This window comes from Undibacterium sp. Di24W (genome assembly GCF_049340325.1).
GTDB lineage: Bacteria > Pseudomonadota > Gammaproteobacteria > Burkholderiales > Burkholderiaceae_D > Undibacterium.
The window spans coordinates 393,848-416,182 of record NZ_JBMPOP010000002.1 but is presented as its reverse complement, the minus strand read 5'-3'; the positions used below and the strand labels follow the sequence as shown (position 1 = coordinate 416,182).

At 47.9% G+C, this 22,335-nt stretch carries 24 protein-coding genes; 6 read left to right on the top strand and 18 right to left on the bottom strand.

Annotation, left to right across the window (positions count from 1 at the left end; all coding sequences use genetic code 11):
- The 7 genes from ACO0KZ_RS05340 to ACO0KZ_RS05310 all read right to left on the bottom strand — a co-directional run bounded on the left by ACO0KZ_RS05340 (position 1) and on the right by ACO0KZ_RS05310 (position 8,715).
- Complete coding sequence (locus ACO0KZ_RS05340; RefSeq protein WP_422993490.1) at positions 1-1,410, bottom strand: glycoside hydrolase family 5 protein; 1,410 nt, start codon at positions 1,408-1,410, stop codon at positions 1-3.
- A gap of 210 nt (positions 1,411-1,620) precedes the next feature.
- On the bottom strand, positions 1,621-2,709 hold the full coding sequence (locus ACO0KZ_RS05335) for a LacI family DNA-binding transcriptional regulator (protein ID WP_422993488.1): 1,089 nt from the start codon (positions 2,707-2,709) through the stop codon (positions 1,621-1,623).
- A 224-nt stretch (positions 2,710-2,933) separates the two neighbouring features.
- Positions 2,934-4,505 carry a tryptophan halogenase family protein gene (locus tag ACO0KZ_RS05330; protein WP_422993486.1) on the bottom strand — a complete coding sequence of 524 codons (1,572 nt, stop codon included), beginning with the start codon at positions 4,503-4,505 and terminating at the stop codon, positions 2,934-2,936.
- A complete protein-coding gene (locus ACO0KZ_RS05325; protein ID WP_422993484.1) occupies positions 4,502-5,566 on the bottom strand; it encodes an ABC transporter ATP-binding protein in 1,065 nt (354 codons plus the stop codon). Before ACO0KZ_RS05325 ends, ACO0KZ_RS05330 begins: the two co-directional genes overlap by 4 nt.
- A 47-nt stretch (positions 5,567-5,613) precedes the next feature.
- Positions 5,614-6,528: a carbohydrate ABC transporter permease gene (locus tag ACO0KZ_RS05320; RefSeq protein WP_422993482.1), complete on the bottom strand. Its 915-nt coding sequence runs from the start codon at positions 6,526-6,528 to the stop codon at positions 5,614-5,616.
- A complete protein-coding gene (locus ACO0KZ_RS05315; RefSeq protein WP_422993480.1) occupies positions 6,525-7,427 on the bottom strand; it encodes a carbohydrate ABC transporter permease in 903 nt (300 codons plus the stop codon). Before ACO0KZ_RS05315 ends, ACO0KZ_RS05320 begins: the two co-directional genes overlap by 4 nt.
- A 25-nt stretch (positions 7,428-7,452) precedes the next feature.
- On the bottom strand, positions 7,453-8,715 hold the full coding sequence (locus tag ACO0KZ_RS05310; RefSeq protein WP_422993478.1) for an ABC transporter substrate-binding protein: 1,263 nt from the start codon (positions 8,713-8,715) through the stop codon (positions 7,453-7,455).
- 348 nt (positions 8,716-9,063) lie between these two features.
- Here ACO0KZ_RS05310 and ACO0KZ_RS05305 point away from each other — a divergent pair, with 348 nt between their 5' ends.
- Complete coding sequence (locus tag ACO0KZ_RS05305) at positions 9,064-9,957, top strand: glycoside hydrolase family 16 protein (RefSeq protein WP_422993897.1); 894 nt, start codon at positions 9,064-9,066, stop codon at positions 9,955-9,957.
- A 55-nt stretch (positions 9,958-10,012) separates the two neighbouring features.
- Positions 10,013-10,735 (top strand): DUF6445 family protein, encoded by a 723-nt coding sequence (locus ACO0KZ_RS05300; RefSeq protein ID WP_422993476.1) that lies wholly within the window; start codon positions 10,013-10,015, stop codon positions 10,733-10,735.
- A gap of 171 nt (positions 10,736-10,906) precedes the next feature.
- On the opposite strand, the gene ACO0KZ_RS05295 is transcribed toward ACO0KZ_RS05300, so the two are convergent.
- The 4 genes from ACO0KZ_RS05295 to ACO0KZ_RS05280 form a co-directional block, all read right to left on the bottom strand.
- Complete coding sequence (locus tag ACO0KZ_RS05295; protein ID WP_422993474.1) at positions 10,907-11,299, bottom strand: DUF3224 domain-containing protein; 393 nt, start codon at positions 11,297-11,299, stop codon at positions 10,907-10,909.
- Between the two features lie 111 nt (positions 11,300-11,410).
- Positions 11,411-12,142 (bottom strand): DNA alkylation repair protein, encoded by a 732-nt coding sequence (locus tag ACO0KZ_RS05290; RefSeq protein WP_422993472.1) that lies wholly within the window; start codon positions 12,140-12,142, stop codon positions 11,411-11,413.
- 45 nt (positions 12,143-12,187) lie between these two features.
- Entirely contained in the window at positions 12,188-12,637 is a 450-nt protein-coding gene (locus ACO0KZ_RS05285; protein ID WP_422993470.1) for a hypothetical protein, read from the bottom strand.
- Between the two features lie 73 nt (positions 12,638-12,710).
- A complete protein-coding gene (locus tag ACO0KZ_RS05280) occupies positions 12,711-13,145 on the bottom strand; it encodes a GNAT family N-acetyltransferase (protein WP_422993468.1) in 435 nt (144 codons plus the stop codon).
- A 219-nt stretch (positions 13,146-13,364) separates the two neighbouring features.
- On the opposite strand from ACO0KZ_RS05280, the gene ACO0KZ_RS05275 reads away from it, so the two are divergent.
- On the top strand, positions 13,365-14,471 hold the full coding sequence (locus ACO0KZ_RS05275; protein ID WP_422993466.1) for a patatin-like phospholipase family protein: 1,107 nt from the start codon (positions 13,365-13,367) through the stop codon (positions 14,469-14,471).
- A 106-nt stretch (positions 14,472-14,577) separates the two neighbouring features.
- On the opposite strand, the gene ACO0KZ_RS05270 is transcribed toward ACO0KZ_RS05275, so the two are convergent.
- From ACO0KZ_RS05270 to ACO0KZ_RS05260, 3 genes are all read right to left on the bottom strand, one after another.
- Positions 14,578-14,949, bottom strand: a complete 372-nt coding sequence (locus ACO0KZ_RS05270) for a hypothetical protein (RefSeq protein WP_422993464.1) — start codon at positions 14,947-14,949, stop codon at positions 14,578-14,580.
- A 115-nt stretch (positions 14,950-15,064) separates the two neighbouring features.
- Positions 15,065-15,487, bottom strand: a complete 423-nt coding sequence (locus ACO0KZ_RS05265) for a hypothetical protein (RefSeq protein ID WP_422993462.1) — start codon at positions 15,485-15,487, stop codon at positions 15,065-15,067.
- A gap of 467 nt (positions 15,488-15,954) precedes the next feature.
- Positions 15,955-16,851 carry a LysR family transcriptional regulator gene (locus ACO0KZ_RS05260; RefSeq protein WP_422993460.1) on the bottom strand — a complete coding sequence of 299 codons (897 nt, stop codon included), beginning with the start codon at positions 16,849-16,851 and terminating at the stop codon, positions 15,955-15,957.
- 155 nt (positions 16,852-17,006) lie between these two features.
- Between ACO0KZ_RS05260 and ACO0KZ_RS05255 the strand changes: the two genes are divergently transcribed.
- Together ACO0KZ_RS05255 and ACO0KZ_RS05250 are read left to right on the top strand one after the other, a co-directional pair.
- The gene (locus ACO0KZ_RS05255; protein WP_422993458.1) at positions 17,007-17,444 is read left to right on the top strand and encodes a DUF4188 domain-containing protein; all 438 of its coding nucleotides are present in this window, start codon (positions 17,007-17,009) and stop codon (positions 17,442-17,444) included.
- Between the two features lie 34 nt (positions 17,445-17,478).
- A complete protein-coding gene (locus ACO0KZ_RS05250) occupies positions 17,479-18,414 on the top strand; it encodes an MBL fold metallo-hydrolase (protein ID WP_422993457.1) in 936 nt (311 codons plus the stop codon).
- Between the two features lie 23 nt (positions 18,415-18,437).
- On the opposite strand, the gene ACO0KZ_RS05245 is transcribed toward ACO0KZ_RS05250, so the two are convergent.
- The 4 genes from ACO0KZ_RS05245 to ACO0KZ_RS05230 form a co-directional block, all read right to left on the bottom strand.
- Complete coding sequence (locus ACO0KZ_RS05245) at positions 18,438-18,941, bottom strand: hypothetical protein (protein ID WP_422993455.1); 504 nt, start codon at positions 18,939-18,941, stop codon at positions 18,438-18,440.
- A 168-nt stretch (positions 18,942-19,109) separates the two neighbouring features.
- Positions 19,110-19,799 (bottom strand): hypothetical protein, encoded by a 690-nt coding sequence (locus tag ACO0KZ_RS05240; protein WP_422993453.1) that lies wholly within the window; start codon positions 19,797-19,799, stop codon positions 19,110-19,112.
- Between the two features lie 12 nt (positions 19,800-19,811).
- Positions 19,812-20,399: an HD domain-containing protein gene (locus ACO0KZ_RS05235; protein WP_422993451.1), complete on the bottom strand. Its 588-nt coding sequence runs from the start codon at positions 20,397-20,399 to the stop codon at positions 19,812-19,814.
- A gap of 134 nt (positions 20,400-20,533) precedes the next feature.
- The gene (locus tag ACO0KZ_RS05230) at positions 20,534-20,914 is read right to left on the bottom strand and encodes a tautomerase family protein (RefSeq protein ID WP_422993449.1); all 381 of its coding nucleotides are present in this window, start codon (positions 20,912-20,914) and stop codon (positions 20,534-20,536) included.
- Between the two features lie 180 nt (positions 20,915-21,094).
- Here ACO0KZ_RS05230 and ACO0KZ_RS05225 point away from each other — a divergent pair, with 180 nt between their 5' ends.
- Complete coding sequence (locus ACO0KZ_RS05225; RefSeq protein ID WP_422993447.1) at positions 21,095-22,132, top strand: OmpA family protein; 1,038 nt, start codon at positions 21,095-21,097, stop codon at positions 22,130-22,132.
- Positions 22,133-22,335 lie beyond the last annotated feature (203 nt).

The window sequence follows — 22,335 nt, the reverse complement described above, 5'->3', positions numbered from 1 at the left end:
TTATTGGGAACGTGCAAAGGGATCGGGTGCAACAGCGCTGGTCATCCAAGTCATCACCGCCTGCTGTGGTTCATAAGGAATACTGCCAAAGAGTTCGAACAGTTTTTCTATCTCACTCAAACTAGCTTGATTAAAGTCGAGCGCAGGTACTTTGACTTGACCGCTGTTGGTCACCAGTCCCCAAGTACCATTGCCTTGCCCGCCATTGTTACTAAGCAATTTGTACGACCAACTGGTGGCCGCCCAGCCGTAACTGGCATAGGTGTCGTAGGTGACGCGGGTTATTTGCCCGCCTAATTCCGCACCTAAACCCGCCCAGGGTTGAAACTCGCCGACAAAAAAGGCCGTGTTCAGATTCTTTAAGCGGGTATTCCATTCGCAGACACCGCCATTGCCAGAACTCCCGCAGCGTAACCACTCTTTATGTACTTGGAGCGACGGTTCGCCCCAACCAAAAAAGCCTGGATAAGTATGGATTTCAAAAGCGACGTTGCGCAAGCCACGATCAGCAGGCTTGCCGTAGGCATCAATGCCACTGGAATGACCGGGCAAAATAATCACGTGATTATTGTCGACACTACGCACCGCGTGATACAGGCGAATCATTTCTTTCGCCATCACATCAGGCGTAGTACCCCAAGGCTCATTCAATAAGCTATAGCCTGCCACCGCTGCCCTATCTTTATAACGCGCTGCGACCTCTTGCCACAACCAAATCGTGCGCTCTTGAAATTCAGGTGTGCTCCAATACAAATTTTTGCCAGCACAACCGGAATGATGTTCCCAGCCCTGACTGCCGACCGCACCGTGCAAATCGAGTATCACGTGCATGCCACGACGCTCTGCCTGAGCGATGGCATCGTCCAGATATTCCCAAGCATTACTGCGTAGATTACCGGGATTTTTTTCGTCTTCGATCACACTCCAGATGAAAGGCAAGCGCACCACATTTAGACCATATTGCGCGATCAAATCCCAATCGCGCTCACGTATCCAATTTTTGCGATATAAACGGTACAGGCGTTCCCGTTCTGCATACCCAAAACGTTTATCCAACACTGCTTCTAATTTACATTGATCGTCGATGCCGTTCGAACCCTGCCCCATCATCCAGAATTCTTGTATCAACCAATTGCCAAGATTGACGCCCTTGAGTTGTATCGGTTTGCCGCTCTCACGCAGCCACAGCGTACCTTCGGTATGCAGCATGGTGGGCGTTTCACGCACGATGGCTTGCGGAATAGGAACGATGACATTGACTGCTGGTGTTACTGGTTTCGTGGAAGTAGTGTCACTCGAGCCGCAAGCGCTCAGGCAGAAACCTATGGCTACCAGGAAAAGGCTGAAGCTGAATCCTACGCAGCTGCGCCAAGTCTGACTATGACGACTATTCAGACTCAGATTTTTCATTCCTCCCCCTTTCCACCGATTTCCAAATTCATCCGTTTTTATCATGGAATCGTTTCCAATTTGCATCCAAAAAAAACACGCAAAATGTGCATGTCTTTTCTAACTATTTTCCATACCGGGCTTACGCAAAATTGCGTTGACGAGGGGAACACAACAACGCCAACATCTGTTTTGCCTAAGTCCGATACAAAATTATCACGACTATAGAACTTATTTGTCGCTACCTATCTCATCACCTAGCTCACTGCGTCGCTCACCATTCGCTTGAATCAAACGCTTACGGAAAGACGTACGTGCTGCTTTTTCCACCGAACTACGCCAAGTCATACTAACCGGAAACTTACGCTGCACTGGGCGTTGCAAATCGTAACAACGATTCAGTAAAAAACTTAAACCATTCATCGTCATCTCACGCCAGGCGATGTGCACCGAGGATAAACGCGGTGCGGAAAAAGAAGCGGTTTCGGTATCATCATAGCCAACCACCGAGACTTCACCCGGCACAGCGATGCCCGCATGTTGGAAGTAGGATAAAGCACCGATTGCCATTTCATCATTCGCGCAAAATACCGCCGTAAAATCGTAGGCAGACTCCACCAATTCCTGCGCTGACGCCCAACCACCATCGGGTGCAAAGTTACTCTCGGCTACCCACATCTTTTTAACGTCGATTCCAGCCTGCTCTAGTTCGTGCATGAAGCCACCAATACGGTCCACGTTATCGGGTGCGCTAGCAGGGCCGGCAATAACGGCAATTTTTTTATGCTTTTGTTTCAGCAAGGCCTGTGCCGCCATGCGTCCACCCAAATTATGATCTGCAGTAAAGCACTGGTCCGCGATGCAATCATAGCGATGATTCAACACGACTAAATTCGTCTTTTTAGAACCTAAGTTGTCGATGTCGGCATCTTGTAGCGCATTACTCATCACAATCAAACCATCGCAACCACGTTCAATAAGGAAATTAATCCCATCAATCGCTTGTTCCCGTACATCGCCCGCACCCACACCGAACGCCACCACCATATGCAAACCCTCGGCACGCAACTCGGTATCAATCGCCTGCATAATCGGCATGTAAAACGTACCTTTGAGCAAAGGAATGTAAACACCTATCATACGGCTAGAGCCAGACAGCAAAGAACGCGCCGCATGCGAAGGACGAAAATCTAATTCTTCGATCGCTTTTCTGACCCGCTCTAAAGTCGCGGGTGACACCGATCCCTTGCCGCTCACGACTCGGGAAGCCGTTCCCAATCCCACTCCCGCCAAACGGGCGACATCTTTAATAGTTGCCATATTTTTTTGTTCTCATGCTTTCTTCAGCAAGTTATTTTATGTTCTATGCTACTTCATGTTCTACGTTTCTAAATCGAAATTGCTCAATTTATCAGCATATTGTAAATGCCTTCGCTTGCTTCTGACGATTTTTATAACTGATCATGCACTTGGAAGCATCATCGTTTCTGAACGCCCCTCACCCTAGCCCTCTCCCGCAAGCAGGAGAAGGAATTTCTCACAACTTAAGCTGCCGCACTCATTGCATTGTTCATGACAGGATTCGCGGCACAAGTCGCTGCGATAAACTCTGCATGCGTAGGCATCACATCAACACATTTGGCTATCGTTTTTTGAACCTGATCCAAAAAATACTGTATATCTTCGGCACTACGCTGATCGACCAACGGATGATAAGACGCTGCCCGCAAACCTTGCCCGTGCATGACTTGCAGCCAGCTGGCATCGGCAAATAACTCTTCACCTAAGCGGAAAATTCTGCCATGGCTACGGTATAAATCGATACGGTGTTGCACTTCGGCGGGTACTTCCATCGTGCGGCAATATTCCCAAAACGGCGAGTTTTCATGCGTATTCAACTTATAGTGCATGATGAGAAAATCACGAATACGTTGATACTCTTCATCGTTCTGCGCATTATAAGTATCGATATCAATCTGATTAAAGCCGCGATCTGGAAACAAACTAAGCAAACGCATGATGGCAGTTTGCACCATGTGTATGCTGGTCGATTCGAGTGGCTCCATAAAACCACCTGCTAAGCCCATCGCGACACAATTCTTGTTCCAAGCTTTCTTACGCTTACCTGTCGTGAATTTAATCAAGCGCGGTTCCGCCAACACGCTGCCATCCAGATTATTCAACAAGACAGCCTGAGCTTCGTCAGCGCTCATAAATTTACTGCAAAATACGTGACCATTACCAGTACGGTGTTGTAAAGGAATCCGCCATTGCCAGCCCGCTTTATGCGCGGTCGAGCGCGTATAAGGATGTAAGGGCGTGGTCGACGTACACGGCACAGCAATCGCACTATTCGCTGGCAACCAGTGACTCCAGTCCTCATAACCTGTTTGCAAAGTCTTTTCTATCAGCAGAGCGGCCAAACCTGAGCAATCGATGAATAGATCACCGGTGAACTGCTCACCATTTTCCATCACTAGGGTTTCGATATGCCCATCGTGAGCACGTGTCAATACGTCGACGATACGGCCCTCACTACGCACTACGCCTTGAGCTTCACTGATACCCCGCAAATAGCGCGCATACAGACCTGCATCAAAATGAAAAGCGTACGAAATATCGGACAAGGGCGAATTCGGCATGTCCTTGGGCGGACGCATAAACTTACCCTGACGCGGCGCTACGGTATTAATAGAAAATGCTTCCAAATCAGGCACGGTACCGGCCTGATACATCTTCAGCCAATATTGATAAAACTTCGCCACGACCTGATCGCGTCCGATCTGACCAAAGCCGTGGATGTAGGAATCGCCCTGCTTACCCCAATTGACGAACTCGATACCCAACTTAAAGGTGGCTTGGGTTTGACGCATGAATTCATCTTCATCCAGGTTGAGCAATTGATTAAAGGCACGGATACTGGGTATCGTCGCTTCACCTACGCCGATGGTGGAAATCTGATCTGATTCCACCAAACGAATGCGCTTACCTTGCGGTAGCATGCGTGACAGTGCAGCCGCCGTCATCCAGCCTGCAGTGCCGCCGCCAACAATCACAATGTCACGGATCTGTGCATCAGTATTCGCAGCTTGGCCTGCATTCGTAGAATGGTTCATAATCTTTGCTCACTTTGCGGATTAAACAGAGAAACTTTGCGCGTGTCGATACTATACAAAACCGTCTGGCCGATCTCGAACGGGCGCTGATCATTGACGATGCTAGAAATCGTTTGCGTTCCTGCCTGTAGCCATACAACTTGATGATTGCCCATAGGTTCGACCAACATGACTGCACCGACGAACTGACCATCGTCACGGATTTGTATCTGTTCAGGTCGTACGCCTAACATGACCTCAGCGGTCGCCGACCAAGGTGTGGCAAACGCATAGGTCGACAAATCCATGCTCAAGGTATTTGAAACAAAACGTGCCTGAGCATCGAGTTCGCCGCTAATAAAATTCATCGCTGGTGCACCCAAAAATCCCGCGACAAACAAATTCACGGGCCGTTCATAAACACACTCAGGCGTACCGATTTGCTGGATTTTGCCACCTTGCATCACGACGATGCGCGTTGCTAAAGTCATCGCCTCGACCTGATCGTGCGTGACATAAATCATGGTGGATTGCAGTTGTTGGTGCAATAACTTAAGTTCACGTCGTAAATTACTGCGCAACTTGGCATCCAGATTCGACAAGGGTTCATCGAACAAAAATACTTCCGCTTCACGCACCAAGGCACGACCGATGGCCACGCGCTGTCTTTGCCCACCAGACAAGGCTGCAGGTTTTCTTTGCAGCAATGGCGTCAAGTGCAACATCTCGGCGACTTTTTCGATGCGACGCGCGATTTCTGCTTTGGGCGTGCCGTTGATACGCAAGCCAAATGACATGTTTTTTTCTACCGTCATGGTTGGATACAAGGCGTAGGACTGAAACACCATACCAATTTGACGCTCGCTAGGATCGGCCCAGGTCATATCCTGACCTGCAATTTCCACGCTACCTGCACTGACATCAATCAAACCCGCGATCGCATGCAACAGCGTGGATTTACCGCAACCTGATGGTCCCAGCAGAACCAAAAACTCTCCTGCCTCAACATTTAAATTGAGGTCAGAAATGATCTGATTACCACCCAGATTGATGCCTAAATTTTGTAGACAGACATTCGCCACGGTTTTCCTAAGCCTTAATATTTTTTCGAAACAGCATCAAAATTGTTTTATCCCTTAACTGCACCTGCCGCAATACCGCGTACAAACCAGCGCCCCGAGACAAAATACAAAGTCAGAGGCACGAGCGAAGTCAAAATTGTGGCAGCCATATTCACGTTGTACATGCGCGTACCGGTGGTGGTATTGATCACATTATTTAATTGCACCGTCATAGGCAAATGCTCACGTCCAGCAAATACCAGTCCTAGAATATAGTCATTCCAAACACCGGTTAATTGCATAATCGCCGCCACCACAATAATCGGCGTCGACATCGGCAAGATCAGTTGTACGAAAATGCGAACGAAACCACCACCATCGATACGTGCCGCTTGAAACAGTTCATGCGGTATCGTGCTGTAGTAATTACGAAAGAGTAGCGTCATCACCGGCATACTAAATACCGTATGAACCAAGACGATGCCCGGCAAAGAGCTGTACAAATCGATGCTGGCTAAAATTCTCACTAAGGGAAAGATCATCACTTGCACAGGGATGAATGCACCAACCATCAGAATGCCAAACAAAATGTTGGCACCACGTGGGCGCCAGAACGACAAAGCATAGCCATTCAAAGCACCGAGAAAAATCGGTATCAAGGTACTCGGTATCGCTATCGCTACCGAATTCATAAAACCACCACGTATGCCTTCGCAATCAATACCGGTACAAGCACTAGTCCAGGCAATGGTCCAGGCATCCAGGCTAAATTGCTGTGGCAAGGCGAAGATGTTACCCATACGAATTTCATCCATGCTTTTCACCGAAGTCGTGAGCATGATGTAAAGCGGCAGCAAAAAGAAAATTGCGGCGCTGATCAAAAAAGCATAAATACCTAAACGAGCGAGACTAAATCGCTTGCTTCTACCGCGTTGCTTTAGGCGTTGGGCTGGATGGGCCGCGGATGGCAAGTCAGCGCTCATTTGCCTACCTTATGGTTACGTACATTGCGGTTGCGTGCATACACATAAGGCGCGAGGATTGCGATAACAGGGACTAACAGCATGACCGCACCTGCCGAGGCAAGGGCAATGTTAGCGCGACCAAACAAATGGTCCATAATGAATTTGGCTGGTACTTCACTGGCCGTACCGGGACCACCTTGGGTCATGGCGACGACGGAATCAAATAGTTTGATTGCTGTCGTTGAGAGCAATAAGAAAACGGTGGCGATCGCAGGTGCCAGCATAGGAATCACAATAGACACATATACCCGCCACACCGGTATACCATCGAGTCGTGCGGCTTTCCAAATCTCTTCGTCTATGCCTCTCAAGGCTGCTAACAATAGCGCCATCACCAAACCAGCAGTTTGCCAAACGGTGGCGATCACGATGGTGTAGATGACTTTGTCCTGATCAATAATCCAGTCGAATACAAAATCTGGAAAACCCATCTGTCGCACCGCGTACTCTATTCCTATGCCTGGCGTCAGCATCCATTGCCAGATCAAACCGGTCGCAACAAAGGACATCGCATACGGATACAAAAATACCGTGCGCAATACACCTTCTGCTGTCACTTTTTGATCGATGAACACAGCCAGCAAAAATCCCAAGACCATGCTGACTAGAATAAAAAGCACCGTGTAGATCGCAATATTTTCTATCGATAGCAACCAGCGTTCATTGTCAAATAATTTGGCGTACTGTGCCATGCCGACGAAGGTGTCAGTCGGCATCGTACGTGAATTAGAGAACGAGACTTTAATCGACCACAGTGTCGCACCCAAGTAGGCGACCAAGCTCACTAAAGCCATAGGCAGCAAAGCTGCGAATGGGATCAGTAATTTGGTTTTGCGGCTGAGGGCTTTGATTTGCATTGGTATTTTTTTGCCTATTGCTTACTTAGTCTTTCAAGGCGCTGGCTATGCTTTTTTGGGCTTTTTCAACTGGCATGCGAGTATTCCAAAATGCCGTCAAAATATCCTGCAACGCGCCGTTTTGATCGGGCGTCAAAAAGATTTCGCTGATGCCGACTTGACGCGATTTGTCTTTCATAATCGCCATACCGGCTTGTGCGCAAATATCCATGGTAGAGGTATCAACATCACTGCGGATAGGAATCGAGCCTTTTAATTTGTTGAATTCGAGCTGTGTACTTGGTGTCAGCACGACTTTCGCTAACAATTTCTGCGCATTGACGGTAGAAGGATTGGTAGTGCGCGGAAAAACGAAAGCATCACCTTGTATCAGGTAAGGTGAATTAGGCGTTAAGCCTGCGATACAACCAAAATCTTTACCTGCGACTTGCTTGGCCGCAGAGAATTCACCTTTTACCCAATCACCCATAATCTGCATACCCGCTTTGCCGCTGATCAACAAAGCGGTGGCGTCATTCCAGTTACGGCCCGGTGCACCCGCATCAACATAGGTCTGCATGCGCTTAAAGGCGAGCAATACTTTCTTGAAGGCTTCAGAGTTGATGGCTTTTTGGTCGCGATCACGGATCACGCTCAGATACAGATCTTTACCACCGAGATTGGCTAGCATGGCTTGAAACACGATGGTTTCTTGCCATGCTTGGCCACCATGAGCGAGTGGAATGATGCCTGCTGCTTTCAATTTATCGAGTGCGGCAAACATCTCATCCACAGTCGCCGGCTCTTTGGCGATACCCGCTTTTTTGAATGCCGCTTTGGAGTACCAGAACCAAGTTTGCATATGAATATTCACGGGCACGGCGTAGTAGTGACCTTTGATCCGAATCACATTCAAGACGGGTTCTGGCAGAATTTTTTCCCACCCCTCGCTCTTGGCGACATCATCGACATTATTGAGCATACCTTGTTCGACCAAATCGAGAAACTGCTTAGTCGTGTTGAACTGTGCCGCAGTCGGTGGATTACTGCCAACGATGCGATTGATCGCCACAGCTCTGGCCTGATCGGCACCTGCAACTGCGGAATCAACCCAGATACCGCCGGCTTTACGATAAGCATCAGCGATCAGCTTGGCTGCAGCCGACTCGCTGCTAGAGGTCCACCAATGGATGATTTCGGCTTTTTCGACGGGCGCTGGCTTGGTTACCCGCACCTGCGTCTGCGCTGTCGATACACTGGCAAATGAGGCCAGACATATCGCCAGCATAGGATAGTTAAGCTTGAACATCGAGTCTCCTGATAATGCAGATACTTTGCCTGCATTACTCACAAATTTTTATTGATTGAATTCTTTACCGCTTTATTGGCTACAACTTTAGTGCCACATTTCACAATATGGAAACGTTACCATTTTTCATCGACTATAGCATTCTTCATTTTTGAATGTCAATTCACGCCAGCAGATATCGCTATTGGCGTGGCGCGCCCTACTTTAATCCTAAACCACACTGGTGTTGACATTTAAAAATGAATAATGCCATACTTCCCCTCAAATTGGAAACGATTCCACATTTCTACCACAAAGCTAGTTTAAAACGTTTTTGTGCGCTAAAAAACTTTACAGGAGCAAAGTTTGATGAAAGCTTATTTCTATCCTCTAACACTACTTCTAGCAAGCACACTGAGCGCCTGTGGAGGTGGATCGGGAACGAATACAACGACTCCGCCAGTCAGCACCCCTGTGGTTACGACCCCCATCGTAAGCGCGCCCGCCCTTCCACCTGGGGGTAAACCAGCGGGTTGGAAGTTGGTTTGGTCCGATGAATTTGATCAAGCCGGATTACCCAGTGCCGACAAGTGGATGTTCGATACTGAAAGAAACAAAGCGGGCTGGTTCAATAATGAACGTCAGTACTATTCAAAAGACCGTCTGGAGAATGCCCGTGTGGCAGATGGCAAACTCACTATAACCGCACTCAAAGAACAGCTCAGCAGCGCCCCCGATTATGGCGGCCAGGCTTACACCTCAGCCCGTCTGTTGACACGTGGTAAAGCAAGCTGGACCTATGGCTTTTTTGAGATTCGTGCCAAACTCCCGTGTGGTCTTGGTACCTGGCCAGCGATCTGGACGCTAGGCACCAAAGGTGCGTGGCCCGATGATGGTGAGATCGATATCATGGAGCATGTGGGGAAAAACAAGGGTCAAATTCTAGGTAGCGCCTACAGCAATTTTTACAACTGGGCGAATGGCACAGGCAATACCAAGGCCACCACGGTCAACGATGCTTGCGACACATTCCATAACTATCAATTGTATTGGGATCAAAACCAGCTAGCGATCGCGGTTGATGACAAGTACTACTTTCAATTCGTGAATGCAAAAACCGGTGACTACAAAAAATGGCCTTTCGATCAACCGCAATATTTGATCCTCAATCTGGCCATTGGCGGTGACCTCGGTGGCGCGGTGGATGACAACATTTTTCCAAGTAAATTTGAGATTGAGTATGTGCGGATCTATCAACCTTAATCAACCTTAATCAAACTTAATGACTCAAGCAATTACCATCGAAACATAGCAAACCATGCTCAATAGCCGAGACATCTTTAATACAGACGCAAGCATCAAAGTCGTGCCGCTATTTGACGGGCACCACTGCATTGTGATCGATGATTTCTTGCGCGAACCGCAGGCTATGATCGATTTGGCAAATAGTCAACGAGCACATTTTCGCTATGACGCAGACAACTATTTCCCAGGTTTAGAAATGGACATGGGGCGGGAATTTGCGCTCAGTCTGGAACAGTACTTTATGTTGCAAATGCGCCGCTACTTCGCCGCACGCAGGCAGCTCGGCGTCGCCTGCAGAATCTCGATAACCACTTTACAAATGCATGAACTCAATGCCTTACAAAGACTTTGCCATCGTGATGCCGATACTTTCCCGCCGGGCGTCGGCATTGCTGCTGCAGTCGTGTATCTGTTTCAAAATGCCGATCTTGGTGGCACCAGCTTTTATCGACCGAAACTCAGCGCGGATGCAACGCGTGAACTGCTAAGCACCGCGCAAAATGCCACGCCCGAGGCCTGCACAACTTTGCTCAAAACTGCGCCTGCTTATCTACACGCCAGCAATGATTATTTCGAGTTAATGCATACCGTGCCCGCCAAGTGGAATCGCGCCATTTTCTACGAAGGCACAATCTTTCACGCTGCACATATCACCCAGCCAGGGCTATTGAATAGCGAGCCGAATACAGCACGTTTGGCTTTGAATGGTTTTTTCAAATTTAAAAAGACGGCGTAAAAATTAGATAGGAAGTCACTTAGACAATGTTTCCATAGAGCGGGAGCATCCCGCGCGGCCCAGTTATACGACGAGTTGGCGGCGCGGGTTGCACCCGCCCTACAATCCCCCCTCTCCCGCCAGCGGGAGAGGGGGGCAAACAAGACTTAAGAAATAGCGTTCAATGTGCTATCACGGCAAACTATAATCAAAAACATAGAAATGCTTTCCCTCCTTAATTTCTATCTGCATTTGCCCTTTCAAGCCCACTAACTCATCCGTGCCGGAATCCGGCACTACTTGTATTGTCAGGTGTGGCGTGCCTTTGTCCATGACGCCGGTATGCATCAAGACAAAGCTGCCACGCTTGCCTTGTAAAGTGCCACTCACCCGCTCTATCGCCACATAGCCTGCAGAGCCTTTGACCTCGGTCATTGCTGCCAGCATCTCACCCAAACTGTGCGCGCTCAAATCGCCATGAAACTGTTTATCTATGGTTTGACGCCCCAAATTAGCTTCTGCAATCGCATCCGCTGGCGCTTGTGGTTGGAGTTTTACGTCGAAACTGCCGCGTATCTGTTGCATGGTCGAGTCCTTGAGTTGAATAGCGATGAGTGTATTTTCCGCGTAGTTGCGTGTAGTCATTATGCACAAACTAAGGCCGACGAATTGACTAAAACTAACTGGAACCAGTCTTCAGCACTTAGTCGTCTTACGCTTTTTGCCCAAGCTACCGCGCTGCGCGACTTTGGCGATATAGTCAGGCGAGAACGGCACCTTACAGGAAGTATCACCAACATCGACCACAACTTCACCGATTTTTTTTCCGGCTTGAATTGCTGCTTCGCTGAGCGCCGGAACATAACAACCTAGCGCAATCACAAAACCATTCATGCAATAACACACGCGATTTGGTGCTTGATGAATCCCAGCTTGCACGCGTTTGAGCAGTTTTTGCAATAACTTCAAATCCAAATCCGCATCGTCTGTGACCGAGATATAACTACTCAGCGTACACCAACCAGCGGCGGCAATATCGGGGTTATCAGAATCTATCCACGCCAATGCTAAGGATATCGCATGTAAACTCTCTGCCGTCACCCACGCCACACTGTATTCACGTATACCTTGGGAGTTGGCTGTTTCTACCCAGTGCTGCAATTGCGCCGCGCTCATCTTGCTCCCGTCGGACAGCAAACCCGCCATATACTGCGCATCATAAATCCCGGTATCAAACAGAGCACACGCAAAAGCCAGATCATTCTTATAGGGCTTCATCAGCTTCTTCATCTCTTCAATTTTGACACCGAAGAGCGGCTCTTGCGCACCATGTTTGAGTAAGGTGTTGCGGTGAGATTCTAGACCCAGCGCTTCTAACTGTTTCACTAAAATTGAGATCGATTGCTGGGTGGAGTCTGCTGTACTCATATTTGCCTCCTTATCTGTGAATCAAAGCGATGTGCCAAATCAACTCTATTCAAATTGCAAAACCAAAGACTCACCTATTGCGACCAATTGCCATTGTGCTGTCAGGACTAAAAGCTTCTGGCGTACCGCATCGATATCCTCAAGACTCAATTCCAAAGGCTCGCATTGACGAGCATTACAAGTGACCCGATACAAATCTAACATATCGGCGGGAGCACTGTTCCAGCCCGACCAAGCATCCGCTTGAAACACTTCAACCAAGCGCTCTACGCCATCACTTTCTGGTTCTGATTCCATCTGAAATGTTGCCGCTTCGCCGTGAAGAATGCGATCCACAAATCCGCGCTTATGTAGCGTACTCTCGACCCCAAAATGCACCATATCATGAGGAATAATACCCTGCTTTGGGCACTCTATTTTTTCAGCGACTACGCCGTTGCGCATCACGTCCATTTGGTCGTATTTGCCTGACCCTTTTGTAAAAATTAACTGCATGTGAAGTCCCATACCAAGCAAAAAATAGAATGATAATTTAACTTATCCCTCAACAATCTACGCCCAAGCTTTTTCAATCCAAATTTTTCGCCAACCGTATGCTAGTGCGAGTGTACCCAAGGTGTTCATAAAATGCATGGGCATCCACTAAGCGGTTATTGCTGGTAATCTCAATCAGACCACATCCCCCATCTTTCAAGACGCGTTCCGCCGCTGCCATTAAAGCACGCCCGACGCCACTGCCACGCAAACGGGCATCAACCACTAACGCACTCACACGACCAACTGGCTTAGGCCGGTGCAATACGATCATGCTGTGCAGCGTGATCACACCTAACAATTGCCCATCGACGTGTGCAGCCACCAGCGCTTGGCTGCCATAATGTGACCACGCTGGCCAATGCGTAAGTATTTGCGCCGACGTAGTTGGATGTCCAAGTTCGGTAAATAGCCTTGCTAGTTCTTGGCTATCTTCTTCTGTGGCTGGGCGGATTGCGTAGTTTGGCATGGCATTCGGTTTTCTTAAATGGTGGCACCATCATAAAACTTCTCGCCGAATTTGGAAATTGTTTCCATCAATCTCAATTAAATAATTACACACTACGAAAAGTTCACACCGAGGCTTCTTGCCCCAAACAAGAAATCACACCCCACTTACACAAGCGTTATACTCTGACGATAGTGCAGCCTCGCACCAATCGCAAAAAACACCCATAGGGAGATTCATTTGAGTAAGCAACATATCGTCAATCTGGCATTGCAAGGTGGTGGTTCACACGGCGCCTTTACTTGGGGCGTACTTGATGCCTTACTTGACGATGGCACCATCCAATTTGAAGGCGTCAGTGGCACCAGCGCGGGTGCCATGAATGCAGTAGCAATGGCACACGGCTTTGCCTTAGCGGATAAAAAATCTGCACTGGCGCGGCGTGAGGCAGCACGGCAGTCATTAAAGGATTTTTGGGACGGCGTGATCAGTATGAACGCTATGCAAAATAGCCTGGCACACGCACATCGTGTACCGTTTGATCTTTTGTTTGGCGGCATGGCGGCTCTTGCTGGCGCGCACTCACCGGCGCAAATGTTTTCTGATTCGCTTGGTAGTCTATGGACCAGTTCTATTTCGCCCTATCAAAGTAATCCCTTAGATATTAATCCGCTCAAAGACTTTCTAGAACGTCAAATTGATTTTGACCGATTGGCGACATGCACGCAGTTGAAAGTGTTTGTAGTCGCGACCAAGGTCAGCGACGGCAAAGCCGAGATATTTAGCGGCCAGCGCCTGACTGCCGATGCGGTCATGGCATCGGCTTGTCTGCCTACGGTATTTCAAGCGGTAGAAATTGAAGGTGAACATTATTGGGACGGCGGCTACTCGGGCAACCCGGCGATACATCCGCTCATTTACGAATGCCAAAGTCGCGACGTCGTGCTGGTACAAATTAATCCGATTCGACGTGACAGCTTACCGAAAACCTCTGCCGATATTTTAGACAGACTCAACGAAATGACGTTTAACTCAGCCCTCATCGCTGAGATGCGCGCGATTGATTTTGTTAAGCGTCTACTGGCCGAAAACAAACTCGATTCCACTCGTTACAAAGACGTCCTCATGCATCGCATCGACGGCGGCGCAGAACTCGAAGCCTATCCCGCCTCCAGCAAATCACAAACTGACGCTAAACTAATTTATCAGTTACGTGACCTCGGACAAAGCTGCGCGAAGCAATGGCTGCAAGATCAACGCCAACACTTAGGCGTGTCATGCAGCGTCAATATCGCCCGTGATTATCTGGATGATTTGCGCGTGCCGGTTGGCGGGCGTAGTAGTTGAGCGCGGTAGTGGCGAAAGTGAAGTGTGATCGCAGTGAGTCATTCGGTCAGTTATGCTTTAACGCTGAATTGACCGGCACGCTTGAGCGTCAGTGTCGAAAGTCCAGCTAAACAATTTCTGCTTCACAGTCACGAGAAAATCTTGTGCAGCTTGTCGCGATAACAAAACCATTTAACCCCCATGAAGAATCTATTTCAAAACAAAGAAGTGAATTAGACCTAATTTTTTCAATGAAATCTTCTTTGCTTTCGTACTTAAAAGGAAGCCAAAGATAAGAGTGTTTAATGCCCCATTTTTCTTCGACTTTTAGGACTTCTTCAAACGTATCAAAAAATTCTGTCGCACTTTTCTCATAAATTTCCCCAAGAATACTTTGCGTCATACAGATATCATCAAGTCGCATTGCGACTACGCCATCGAATACAACATCAGTAAACTCCATGGCCTCATTTTCAAGGCGAAATTTGGTGTGCAACACAAACCTCTGCTTCGTAGACGAAGTTGCGAAGCCATATATAAGGTTATCGTGCACAGAAATCATTGATGTTTAACGCTGAAATGACCGGCGCAAAGCGCCCGTGTCGATTGTTGAGTTAGCCACGAGCTTCTCCCTCAAACTCTGCCTTTAGTTCTAGATAGTCTCGGTAACGCATTTCGCGAATTTCTTCTTTGGTGAATGGATTTTCCTGAATTTTCGAATCGGAACGATAGCGATTCTTTGGAGGATCTGCGTCTACCACTTCCACTACTTTGATACAAACACGGCTCCCGATCGCAAGCGGAGCCTCGACCCAGCGGAAGTGATGACGAACATCATCTGAATCGGGAATCGTCATACCACCAACCGAGCATTCGACATAGCCATCACGCACTTTTAACTTCTCTGCGGCTCGGCTTGCAGTGACGTGAAGACTAAGGATTGACCAATCCTCTACTCCTGCAGTGACGTATTTTTCTCCATCAATCTCGATTTCGTAGGCGATCATATAAGTGGCTAACGCGATTTCATTTGACAAGTTGCGAAGATAACCGACCATCAAAAATTTGGCAATTTGTTTCTACCCTCTGGAAACCCGCATCAGGCCTAGCTGAATTTGCTTATACCCTACAACAACTTGGTTTAAACAAACCGACAAAAAGTGCAGGTGATTTTTAGAAAAGCTGAATACGCGAATGACACTTTTCAGCAGACACTTAAGCTTTCCATCAACCCAAACATACAACGCACTAAAAAGTCTTATCCGTGGTCTGACGAGCACTCGCCAAAATCGACAAAGACGCGCAAACCCTATCAATAGCGTGATCGGGCATTTTACAGCCATTTTCGATGAACGCTATGCTAGTGCACCGCCAACACTTAAGCGTGTCGTGCAGCGTCAATATCGCCCGTGATTATTTGGACGACCTACACGTGCCAGTAAGCGGCCGTGGCAGTGATTGAGCGCTTGCTTAGCCCAACAAGAAAAACTCGATAGCATCTGCGTTAAGAACGATTGAGCGTTTGCCTGAGCTCTTCAAACGCTGCACTAATGAGTTCCGTGACACATTGCACCTTAGGCAAATAGCGATGGCGCTTGTGTACCACCAAATACAAACTGCCCACCGCGTCTGGCCCCAAATCCAGATCAAGTTCAGTCAATTCGTTGATCACGGAATACGTGTGCGGCGCCTTGGCTAAGGGCATCGCGCCAAGACCCGCACGACAAGCAGCGACTTGAACATTGAAGTCGTCTGAGGTGAAGGCTGGTCGAAAATTCGAAATCATGGCGCGCAGACATTGGTTCACGTAAAGATGATCATGCGACTCGGCCCAACATATCCAATTCAGGTCTTCGGGCTTTGGGCTCTTCCCTATTTCTGCGGCATAGCTAGGGGCGGCATACACACGAATGCGGACGTGTACTTGATCCAAACAGATCAAATCCTCGTCGTTAGGTGCGGCAGTACGCAGCGAGATATCCGCTTCTCCTCGCCCGAGGTTTAAGGTTTCTACCCCCGACAAGACCTCCATGTATAGTTTGGGAATCTTGATCTGCAATTGCTTACTTAACGGTGCCAGCAAATCAAACGCAATCCCCGGTGGCGCGGCGATGCGTATTTTTCCTTCGGGCTGGCGTGTCTTTTTGCTGATATTTTGCTCGGCCTGATGTGCCCATTCGGCCATTCTTTGCGCAGCAGGTAGTAATTTTTCACCGGCTTGCGTCAAGGTCACGCCACTACTGGCGCGCTCAAACAAGTTCTCACCGATCGCTTCCTCAAGCTCACCGATACGCCGGCTCAAGGTCGGTTGTCCGAGTCGCAACACGCGCGCTGCGGCGCTCAAGCTACCTTGTTCAACGACGGTCACAAATAGTTTGACATCATCCCAACGTAAGCTCATTCGCGCCTCTTTAACTTTCATTTTTTACCGCAAAAACTGCGTCAAATAATGACTACATCCATTTAAATTCGGATGGATACATCAAAATTTAGGCAATTGTCGCAGATATTTGGATATGCGACACTGCCTTAACTGTAAATTTTAGAGGCGAGCAGATGATTTATCCACATCGTATGAAAGCAGAACTAGAGGGCGATTTTGTCTTATTCCTCATCGGCATGCGCATCAATAAACCTTTGCAAGTGCATCGTTGGTTGCCCGTAGCGCGTGCCATGCCTAGAATGCTGACCGAATTGTACACACAGCCAGAATTGGGTCTATTACATGCGGACGCTTGGTTTGGTCGCACCATTATTATGGTGCAGTACTGGCGCTCTCTGGAGCAATTGCACGCCTATGCCAGAAGCAAAGAACGCCAACATCTACCCGCTTGGCGCGCGTTTCAACAAGCTTCCGATGGCAACACTGCGGTAGGCATTTGGCATGAAAGCTACCAAATCACTGCCGGTAGTCACAGCAATGTGTACGTCAATATGCCTTTATTCGGCTTAGGTAAAGCCAGCGGGGATTTTATGCCCGTCAAAAACAAATAATCCAAACGCTATTTTCTTAAAATAGATACGTCACATGAATAAGTTCACACTCAGCTTGACACTCATTTCCTTGTTCGTCCTACAAGCCTGCACCAGCAGCAATCATCCTACCGAAACATCGCGTTTAGGAAAGCCCAGCACACAAGCCGCCATGGAAGCATTGATAGACCAACCGGGCACCATCAGCGTTGAAACTGTCGCCGCTGCAAACTGGTCTGTGCCTCTGTCTGGGCTAGTCAATTTAGATAGCCCAGCAGCACGTCAGGCGCAACTCAAGGATAAGGACGAGGCGATACAAATTTTTACCTACGTGATTAAACATCCTCAGTTTGGCTACTTTTTAATTGATACCGGCATCTCGGCACAATTGCTAGAAGATCCGGCAAAGTTTGGGTTTAACTGGATGCTGCGTAAAGGTATGCAACTTGAAAAAATGCAGGTAAAAACCAGCACGTCCACTATTTTGGCCAAACTGCCGCAAAAAGTATCCGGTGTATTTCTCACGCATTTACATCTCGATCATATCAGTGGTTTACCCGATATTCCGACGTCTGTTCCAGTCTTTACGGGCGCGGGTGAAAGTAAGGAAACCTATTGGCTCAACATGGTCGTGCGTCCCGCCACCGATCACTTGCTCGCCAATCGCGCACCATTGCAAGAATGGGCGTTTGACCGAATTGACTCAGCAACCACCAACCGCCCGGTCATCGATATTTTTGGCGACGGCAGCGTCTTTGCGATTGCGGTACCAGGTCACACCAAGGGCAGCACCGCCTATCTGGTACGCAGCACACAAGGCCCCGTCCTCATCGTAGGCGATACCTCACACACACTATGGGGCTGGGAACACGGTGTAGAACCAGGTGACTATACGCGCGATCACGCTAGCAATCTGAGCAGTTTACAAGCGCTGAAAGGATTAGTAGCGCGACATCCGACTATAGCGGTGAGGCTGGGGCATCAGCACTGAATCACTAACTTTCATACGCAAATTTAGTCTGGCAAATACTCCCACACTCGGGCATCAAAATCATAGGAAAAAGTACTAAAGGGCTCAAAGCTGGTCGCATAGACAAAACTTGGCCTTCCAAGTTGATTCAATGAGTAATAGGAAAGCCCAAGTTGGCTGTTCAATTCATCTTCACTAACACCAACTTCACTAATACTGGAAGGATAGCGATGATACTTATCGGTAAAAGCTTGAATTTTCATCACGAATACATCAGCCGCATTGCGCGTATGGTTATGTTGCACAGTATGCGCCAAGCCAATAATGGCTGCAGCGATTAACCAAATCAGAACCCGGACAATTTGATGCTGACGAATTACTGAATTGGTTATGATGCGATAAGCACTATAGGGCAGCCAAAAAATCCAAACCAACAGGAAGAAATTCAATATAAAACCAAGCTGATATTGAGCTAAACAAACGACGATCAAAGTTGCTATCAACAAAGACGCCGTGTGTGGCTTAAAGAATTTAATAATTATGGTCATACTAGGTTAAAAGAATTAATACGGTGCTTCCCGATTTTCAAAATTCAAAGAAAAAAAGTCAAACAACACTTTTTCCAAGCTCAATCCCTATGCAGCAACATGCGCTGAATACAAAATCCCATAAGCCCACGACATCAGACGATCGAGATCAAATACCAAGGTTCTATCTCAAGCACTACCCTTAATCTCAAGAAAAACCGTCTCGAGCTTTCGTTCTCGTAGATCAGACTCTAATACTGTCATCGCTGACTCATACTCATCAAGCGCTTGGGCGTGACGCAGCATAGCCAATAACCAAGAGATCTCACGTTTAAATTCCACAACACCCGTGTGCAATAGTGATTCACGCGCTTCGCCTTCTGCCTGTTCATTGGAAAAATTAAGCATGTGATCGAGTAATTCAAGTGCTTCTCTATACTGAGAATATCCATTGTCGAGATACTCGCGGCAAATATCCAACATGCCATTCGACGCGCAATATCGATAGACATGCCTAAATAAGCTTGCAGACAACTCCTTATCACTCACAACGCGAAACTCTTGGTATGCCTCTTCGCTACAAGATAATACCTGACAGATTGAGGCAAACTCGTGAAAACTCCGCCTGGACTTCGATGCCCTAAATGCCGACAAGGTTCTTTCTTTAAGCGAAATCAATGCCTCCAAGGCCGGAGGAAATTCCTGACCCAGACGCGCCCATTCCATTAGGCAATAGGACAGCCTGACGCCATAGTAAGATTCATTGAGCCGCAGCGCATTATCATAGAACCAGCGATAACGGTCTAACGCAATTGGGTAATCCTTATTGCACGCAGCCTCACGGGCTTCGTCTAAAACTTTACCTGGATCTGTTTCCATATTTAGTACTCCTTAGATTGCAGACTTTTGAGCAGCAAAATGTTCTCTCGCCAATTGCTCACAAACCTGCCACAGCGCCGGCGAGCCGCGCGCGATGACTGGGCCATAGCGCTGCAGAACCTGCTCTAAACTCACACCATTTTCAGTCCAGGTACCGCCACCGGTATGGACATTCACTAGCAGAGGTTGTACCCGATCAACGGCTTTCGCGAACTTGGCGTCCTCTGTCATCGCGTCTTCAAACTCATGCCACAGCGCGAGCAGTTCGCTGCTTTGTGGTTCGGGCAGCAGGCCAAACAATCGTGCGGCAGCTTGTGTCTCAAGGAGCGCTTGATCTTGCGATGAAGCGCCACTATGGATAGGCGTATCACCCACATCGACTTCAACGATGTCATGGATGAGCAACATCTTAATGACACGCTCAACATCAATTACACCCATAGCATGATCACGCAAAAGCAAGGCATACATCGCCAGATGCCAGGAATGCTCGGCGCTGTTTTCTTTACGGCTTTGATCCAATAATGGTGATTGTCGGATGACCGATTTTAAGCGATCAATCTCGCGTAAAAAGTTGAGCTGTTGGCGTAGTTGGTTCATTCGCGTTTCGAGAGAGTGATGCAATTATGCAGCTGACTAAATCATCGTGTTAGCGGGCATTGTAGCCTGAAGTTTGATAGTCCAAAAAGGATGTTACTTCGTGCTTGTTCATCGTCATCCTATGTATCGTCTATTCAAACGTGAATCAAGCGACCGCCACCAAATGACCAGTTTTCCCATGCAGTCTCTTTAAAGCAAACCATGACATTCTCTGGATTGAGTCCTGATTCAGCGAGACGCTTCATCAATTCTTCAAGTAATTTTTTCTTCACTTTAACGCTGCGCCCCACCGACCATAAAATTTCAATGAGCACAAAATCGTCATCACGACTTGCTTGCAGGTCGGGATAGTGTGTATCAAAGCGAAAATCTTGCGCGTCAAGCTCAAACACCCTTTGAAATTTATCCGTGGTAGGCACACCAGAGGAAACAAGTGCGGCATGCACTGAGTCCAGTACTAGAGATTTGAACTCTTCAGACTTAGGCTTACGGACGGTGAGCGTTACGATAGGCATACTGACTCCGGTTAATTTAAATGGAAATGTTTAATAAGGCGTGTTGACATAATACGAGATGACACAAGTAAGTAGGAATTACCCGAATTCTCGTTTCAGGAAAAGCTTGATAATTGCACAAATACCTTCTTTAGGCGATACTGCGCCAACAATTTTCCAACCTATTCGAAAGGACTTGCTTTGAAACTTCGTCTTGCTATTTCACTTTTTGCCAGCCTGATTCTTACTCTCTCAACGTCGCATGCCCTGGCACAAAGCGATGAAGCTAAGTATTGGGGCAAAGACGTACCCAAAAGCGCTGATCATCCTTTTATCAAACGCTTTGTGGGTTCTTGGCTAACAGGTTATTCTGCCGCAGAATGGGATATCACGAAATTCCCAACAACCAATGTCATCGGCAAAGACAAGAAGTTTCAAGACGTAGTAACTTTAGAAGGCAAGCAAACGCGCATCATCTATCTCGCACCACGCGGCAAGATGCCGGTCGAAGTGTTCCGCAATTATCAGCAAGCTTTGCAAAGCGCCGGCGTAAAAATACGTTTTGTGTGCGAAAGCCAATGTAGTAATTTGTATTGGGCCTGGAAAGAAATGAATGAGCCTAACAAAGGAATGCAATGGGCTGAGGGCAGCATTTACACCCCGACGAGTAGCCGCTACAGCCATAGCTCCGGTTTAACGCCCGACAAAGGTATGATGTTAGTCGGTAGTGTCAAACGCGGTGAACAAGAAACCCACGTCTTACTCTATACATCGGTGGCAGCATATGATGTCACCGGTCTAACCCAAACCTATATTCATCTCGTTGAACCGAAGCCTATGCCGACAGGCCAGGTAGCAGTCGATGCAACAGCTTTACAAAATGGTTTACAAGAGGAAGGCAAAGTCACGCTCAGCGGCCTATTTTTTGACACTGGCAAAGCCACGATCAAAGACGAATCAAAGGTTCAGCTCGAAGAAATGGCAAAATTAATGCAAGCGCAAACCCAACAAAAATATTTCATTGTCGGCCACACCGACAATGTCGGCAATTTCGATAGTAATATGACGCTGTCTTTGCAACGGGCACAAGCAGTAGTCCAAGCCTTAAGCGCAGCGCCTTACAAGATTGCCGCCAGTCGATTGATCGCTAAAGGTAACGCCAATCTGGCACCGGTGGCGAGCAATACGGAAGAGGCCGGACGTGCGCGCAATCGTCGCGTGGAGATGGTGGCACAGTAAGTTGGTCTTTGTAGTTTCGCTTTACTTACATCAAGTAAACTCAAGTAAAGCTCAAAAAGGCAGTCTGCTTGGGCTGACGAAACTTTATGATCGAGTCTGATCCACCCTCATCCCCTACCCTTCTCCCGCTTAGTGGAGAAGGGCGTTTTAGCCAGAACCTGCGAGTAGCGTCGTTCGAAATTAAAGTAGACACAAACCCAATA

Coding starts and splice junctions, on each gene's coding strand:
- ACO0KZ_RS05310 (WP_422993478.1), bottom strand. CDS start 8,715: ATGTTCAAGCTTAACTATCCTATGCTGGCGATATGTCTGGCCTCATTT.
- ACO0KZ_RS05235 (WP_422993451.1), bottom strand. CDS start 20,399: ATGAACCAACTACGCCAACAGCTCAACTTTTTACGCGAGATTGATCGC.
- ACO0KZ_RS05305 (WP_422993897.1), top strand. CDS start 9,064: ATGAAAGCTTATTTCTATCCTCTAACACTACTTCTAGCAAGCACACTG.
- ACO0KZ_RS05245 (WP_422993455.1), bottom strand. CDS start 18,941: ATGACCATAATTATTAAATTCTTTAAGCCACACACGGCGTCTTTGTTG.
- ACO0KZ_RS05295 (WP_422993474.1), bottom strand. CDS start 11,299: ATGCAACAGATACGCGGCAGTTTCGACGTAAAACTCCAACCACAAGCG.
- ACO0KZ_RS05320 (WP_422993482.1), bottom strand. CDS start 6,528: ATGAGCGCTGACTTGCCATCCGCGGCCCATCCAGCCCAACGCCTAAAG.
- ACO0KZ_RS05300 (WP_422993476.1), top strand. CDS start 10,013: ATGCTCAATAGCCGAGACATCTTTAATACAGACGCAAGCATCAAAGTC.
- ACO0KZ_RS05255 (WP_422993458.1), top strand. CDS start 17,007: ATGATTTATCCACATCGTATGAAAGCAGAACTAGAGGGCGATTTTGTC.
- ACO0KZ_RS05285 (WP_422993470.1), bottom strand. CDS start 12,637: ATGCAGTTAATTTTTACAAAAGGGTCAGGCAAATACGACCAAATGGAC.
- ACO0KZ_RS05250 (WP_422993457.1), top strand. CDS start 17,479: ATGAATAAGTTCACACTCAGCTTGACACTCATTTCCTTGTTCGTCCTA.
- ACO0KZ_RS05280 (WP_422993468.1), bottom strand. CDS start 13,145: ATGCCAAACTACGCAATCCGCCCAGCCACAGAAGAAGATAGCCAAGAA.
- ACO0KZ_RS05335 (WP_422993488.1), bottom strand. CDS start 2,709: ATGGCAACTATTAAAGATGTCGCCCGTTTGGCGGGAGTGGGATTGGGA.
- ACO0KZ_RS05240 (WP_422993453.1), bottom strand. CDS start 19,799: ATGGAAACAGATCCAGGTAAAGTTTTAGACGAAGCCCGTGAGGCTGCG.
- ACO0KZ_RS05230 (WP_422993449.1), bottom strand. CDS start 20,914: ATGCCTATCGTAACGCTCACCGTCCGTAAGCCTAAGTCTGAAGAGTTC.
- ACO0KZ_RS05340 (WP_422993490.1), bottom strand. CDS start 1,410: ATGAAAAATCTGAGTCTGAATAGTCGTCATAGTCAGACTTGGCGCAGC.
- ACO0KZ_RS05330 (WP_422993486.1), bottom strand. CDS start 4,505: ATGAACCATTCTACGAATGCAGGCCAAGCTGCGAATACTGATGCACAG.
- ACO0KZ_RS05290 (WP_422993472.1), bottom strand. CDS start 12,142: ATGAGTACAGCAGACTCCACCCAGCAATCGATCTCAATTTTAGTGAAA.
- ACO0KZ_RS05315 (WP_422993480.1), bottom strand. CDS start 7,427: ATGCAAATCAAAGCCCTCAGCCGCAAAACCAAATTACTGATCCCATTC.
- ACO0KZ_RS05260 (WP_422993460.1), bottom strand. CDS start 16,851: ATGAGCTTACGTTGGGATGATGTCAAACTATTTGTGACCGTCGTTGAA.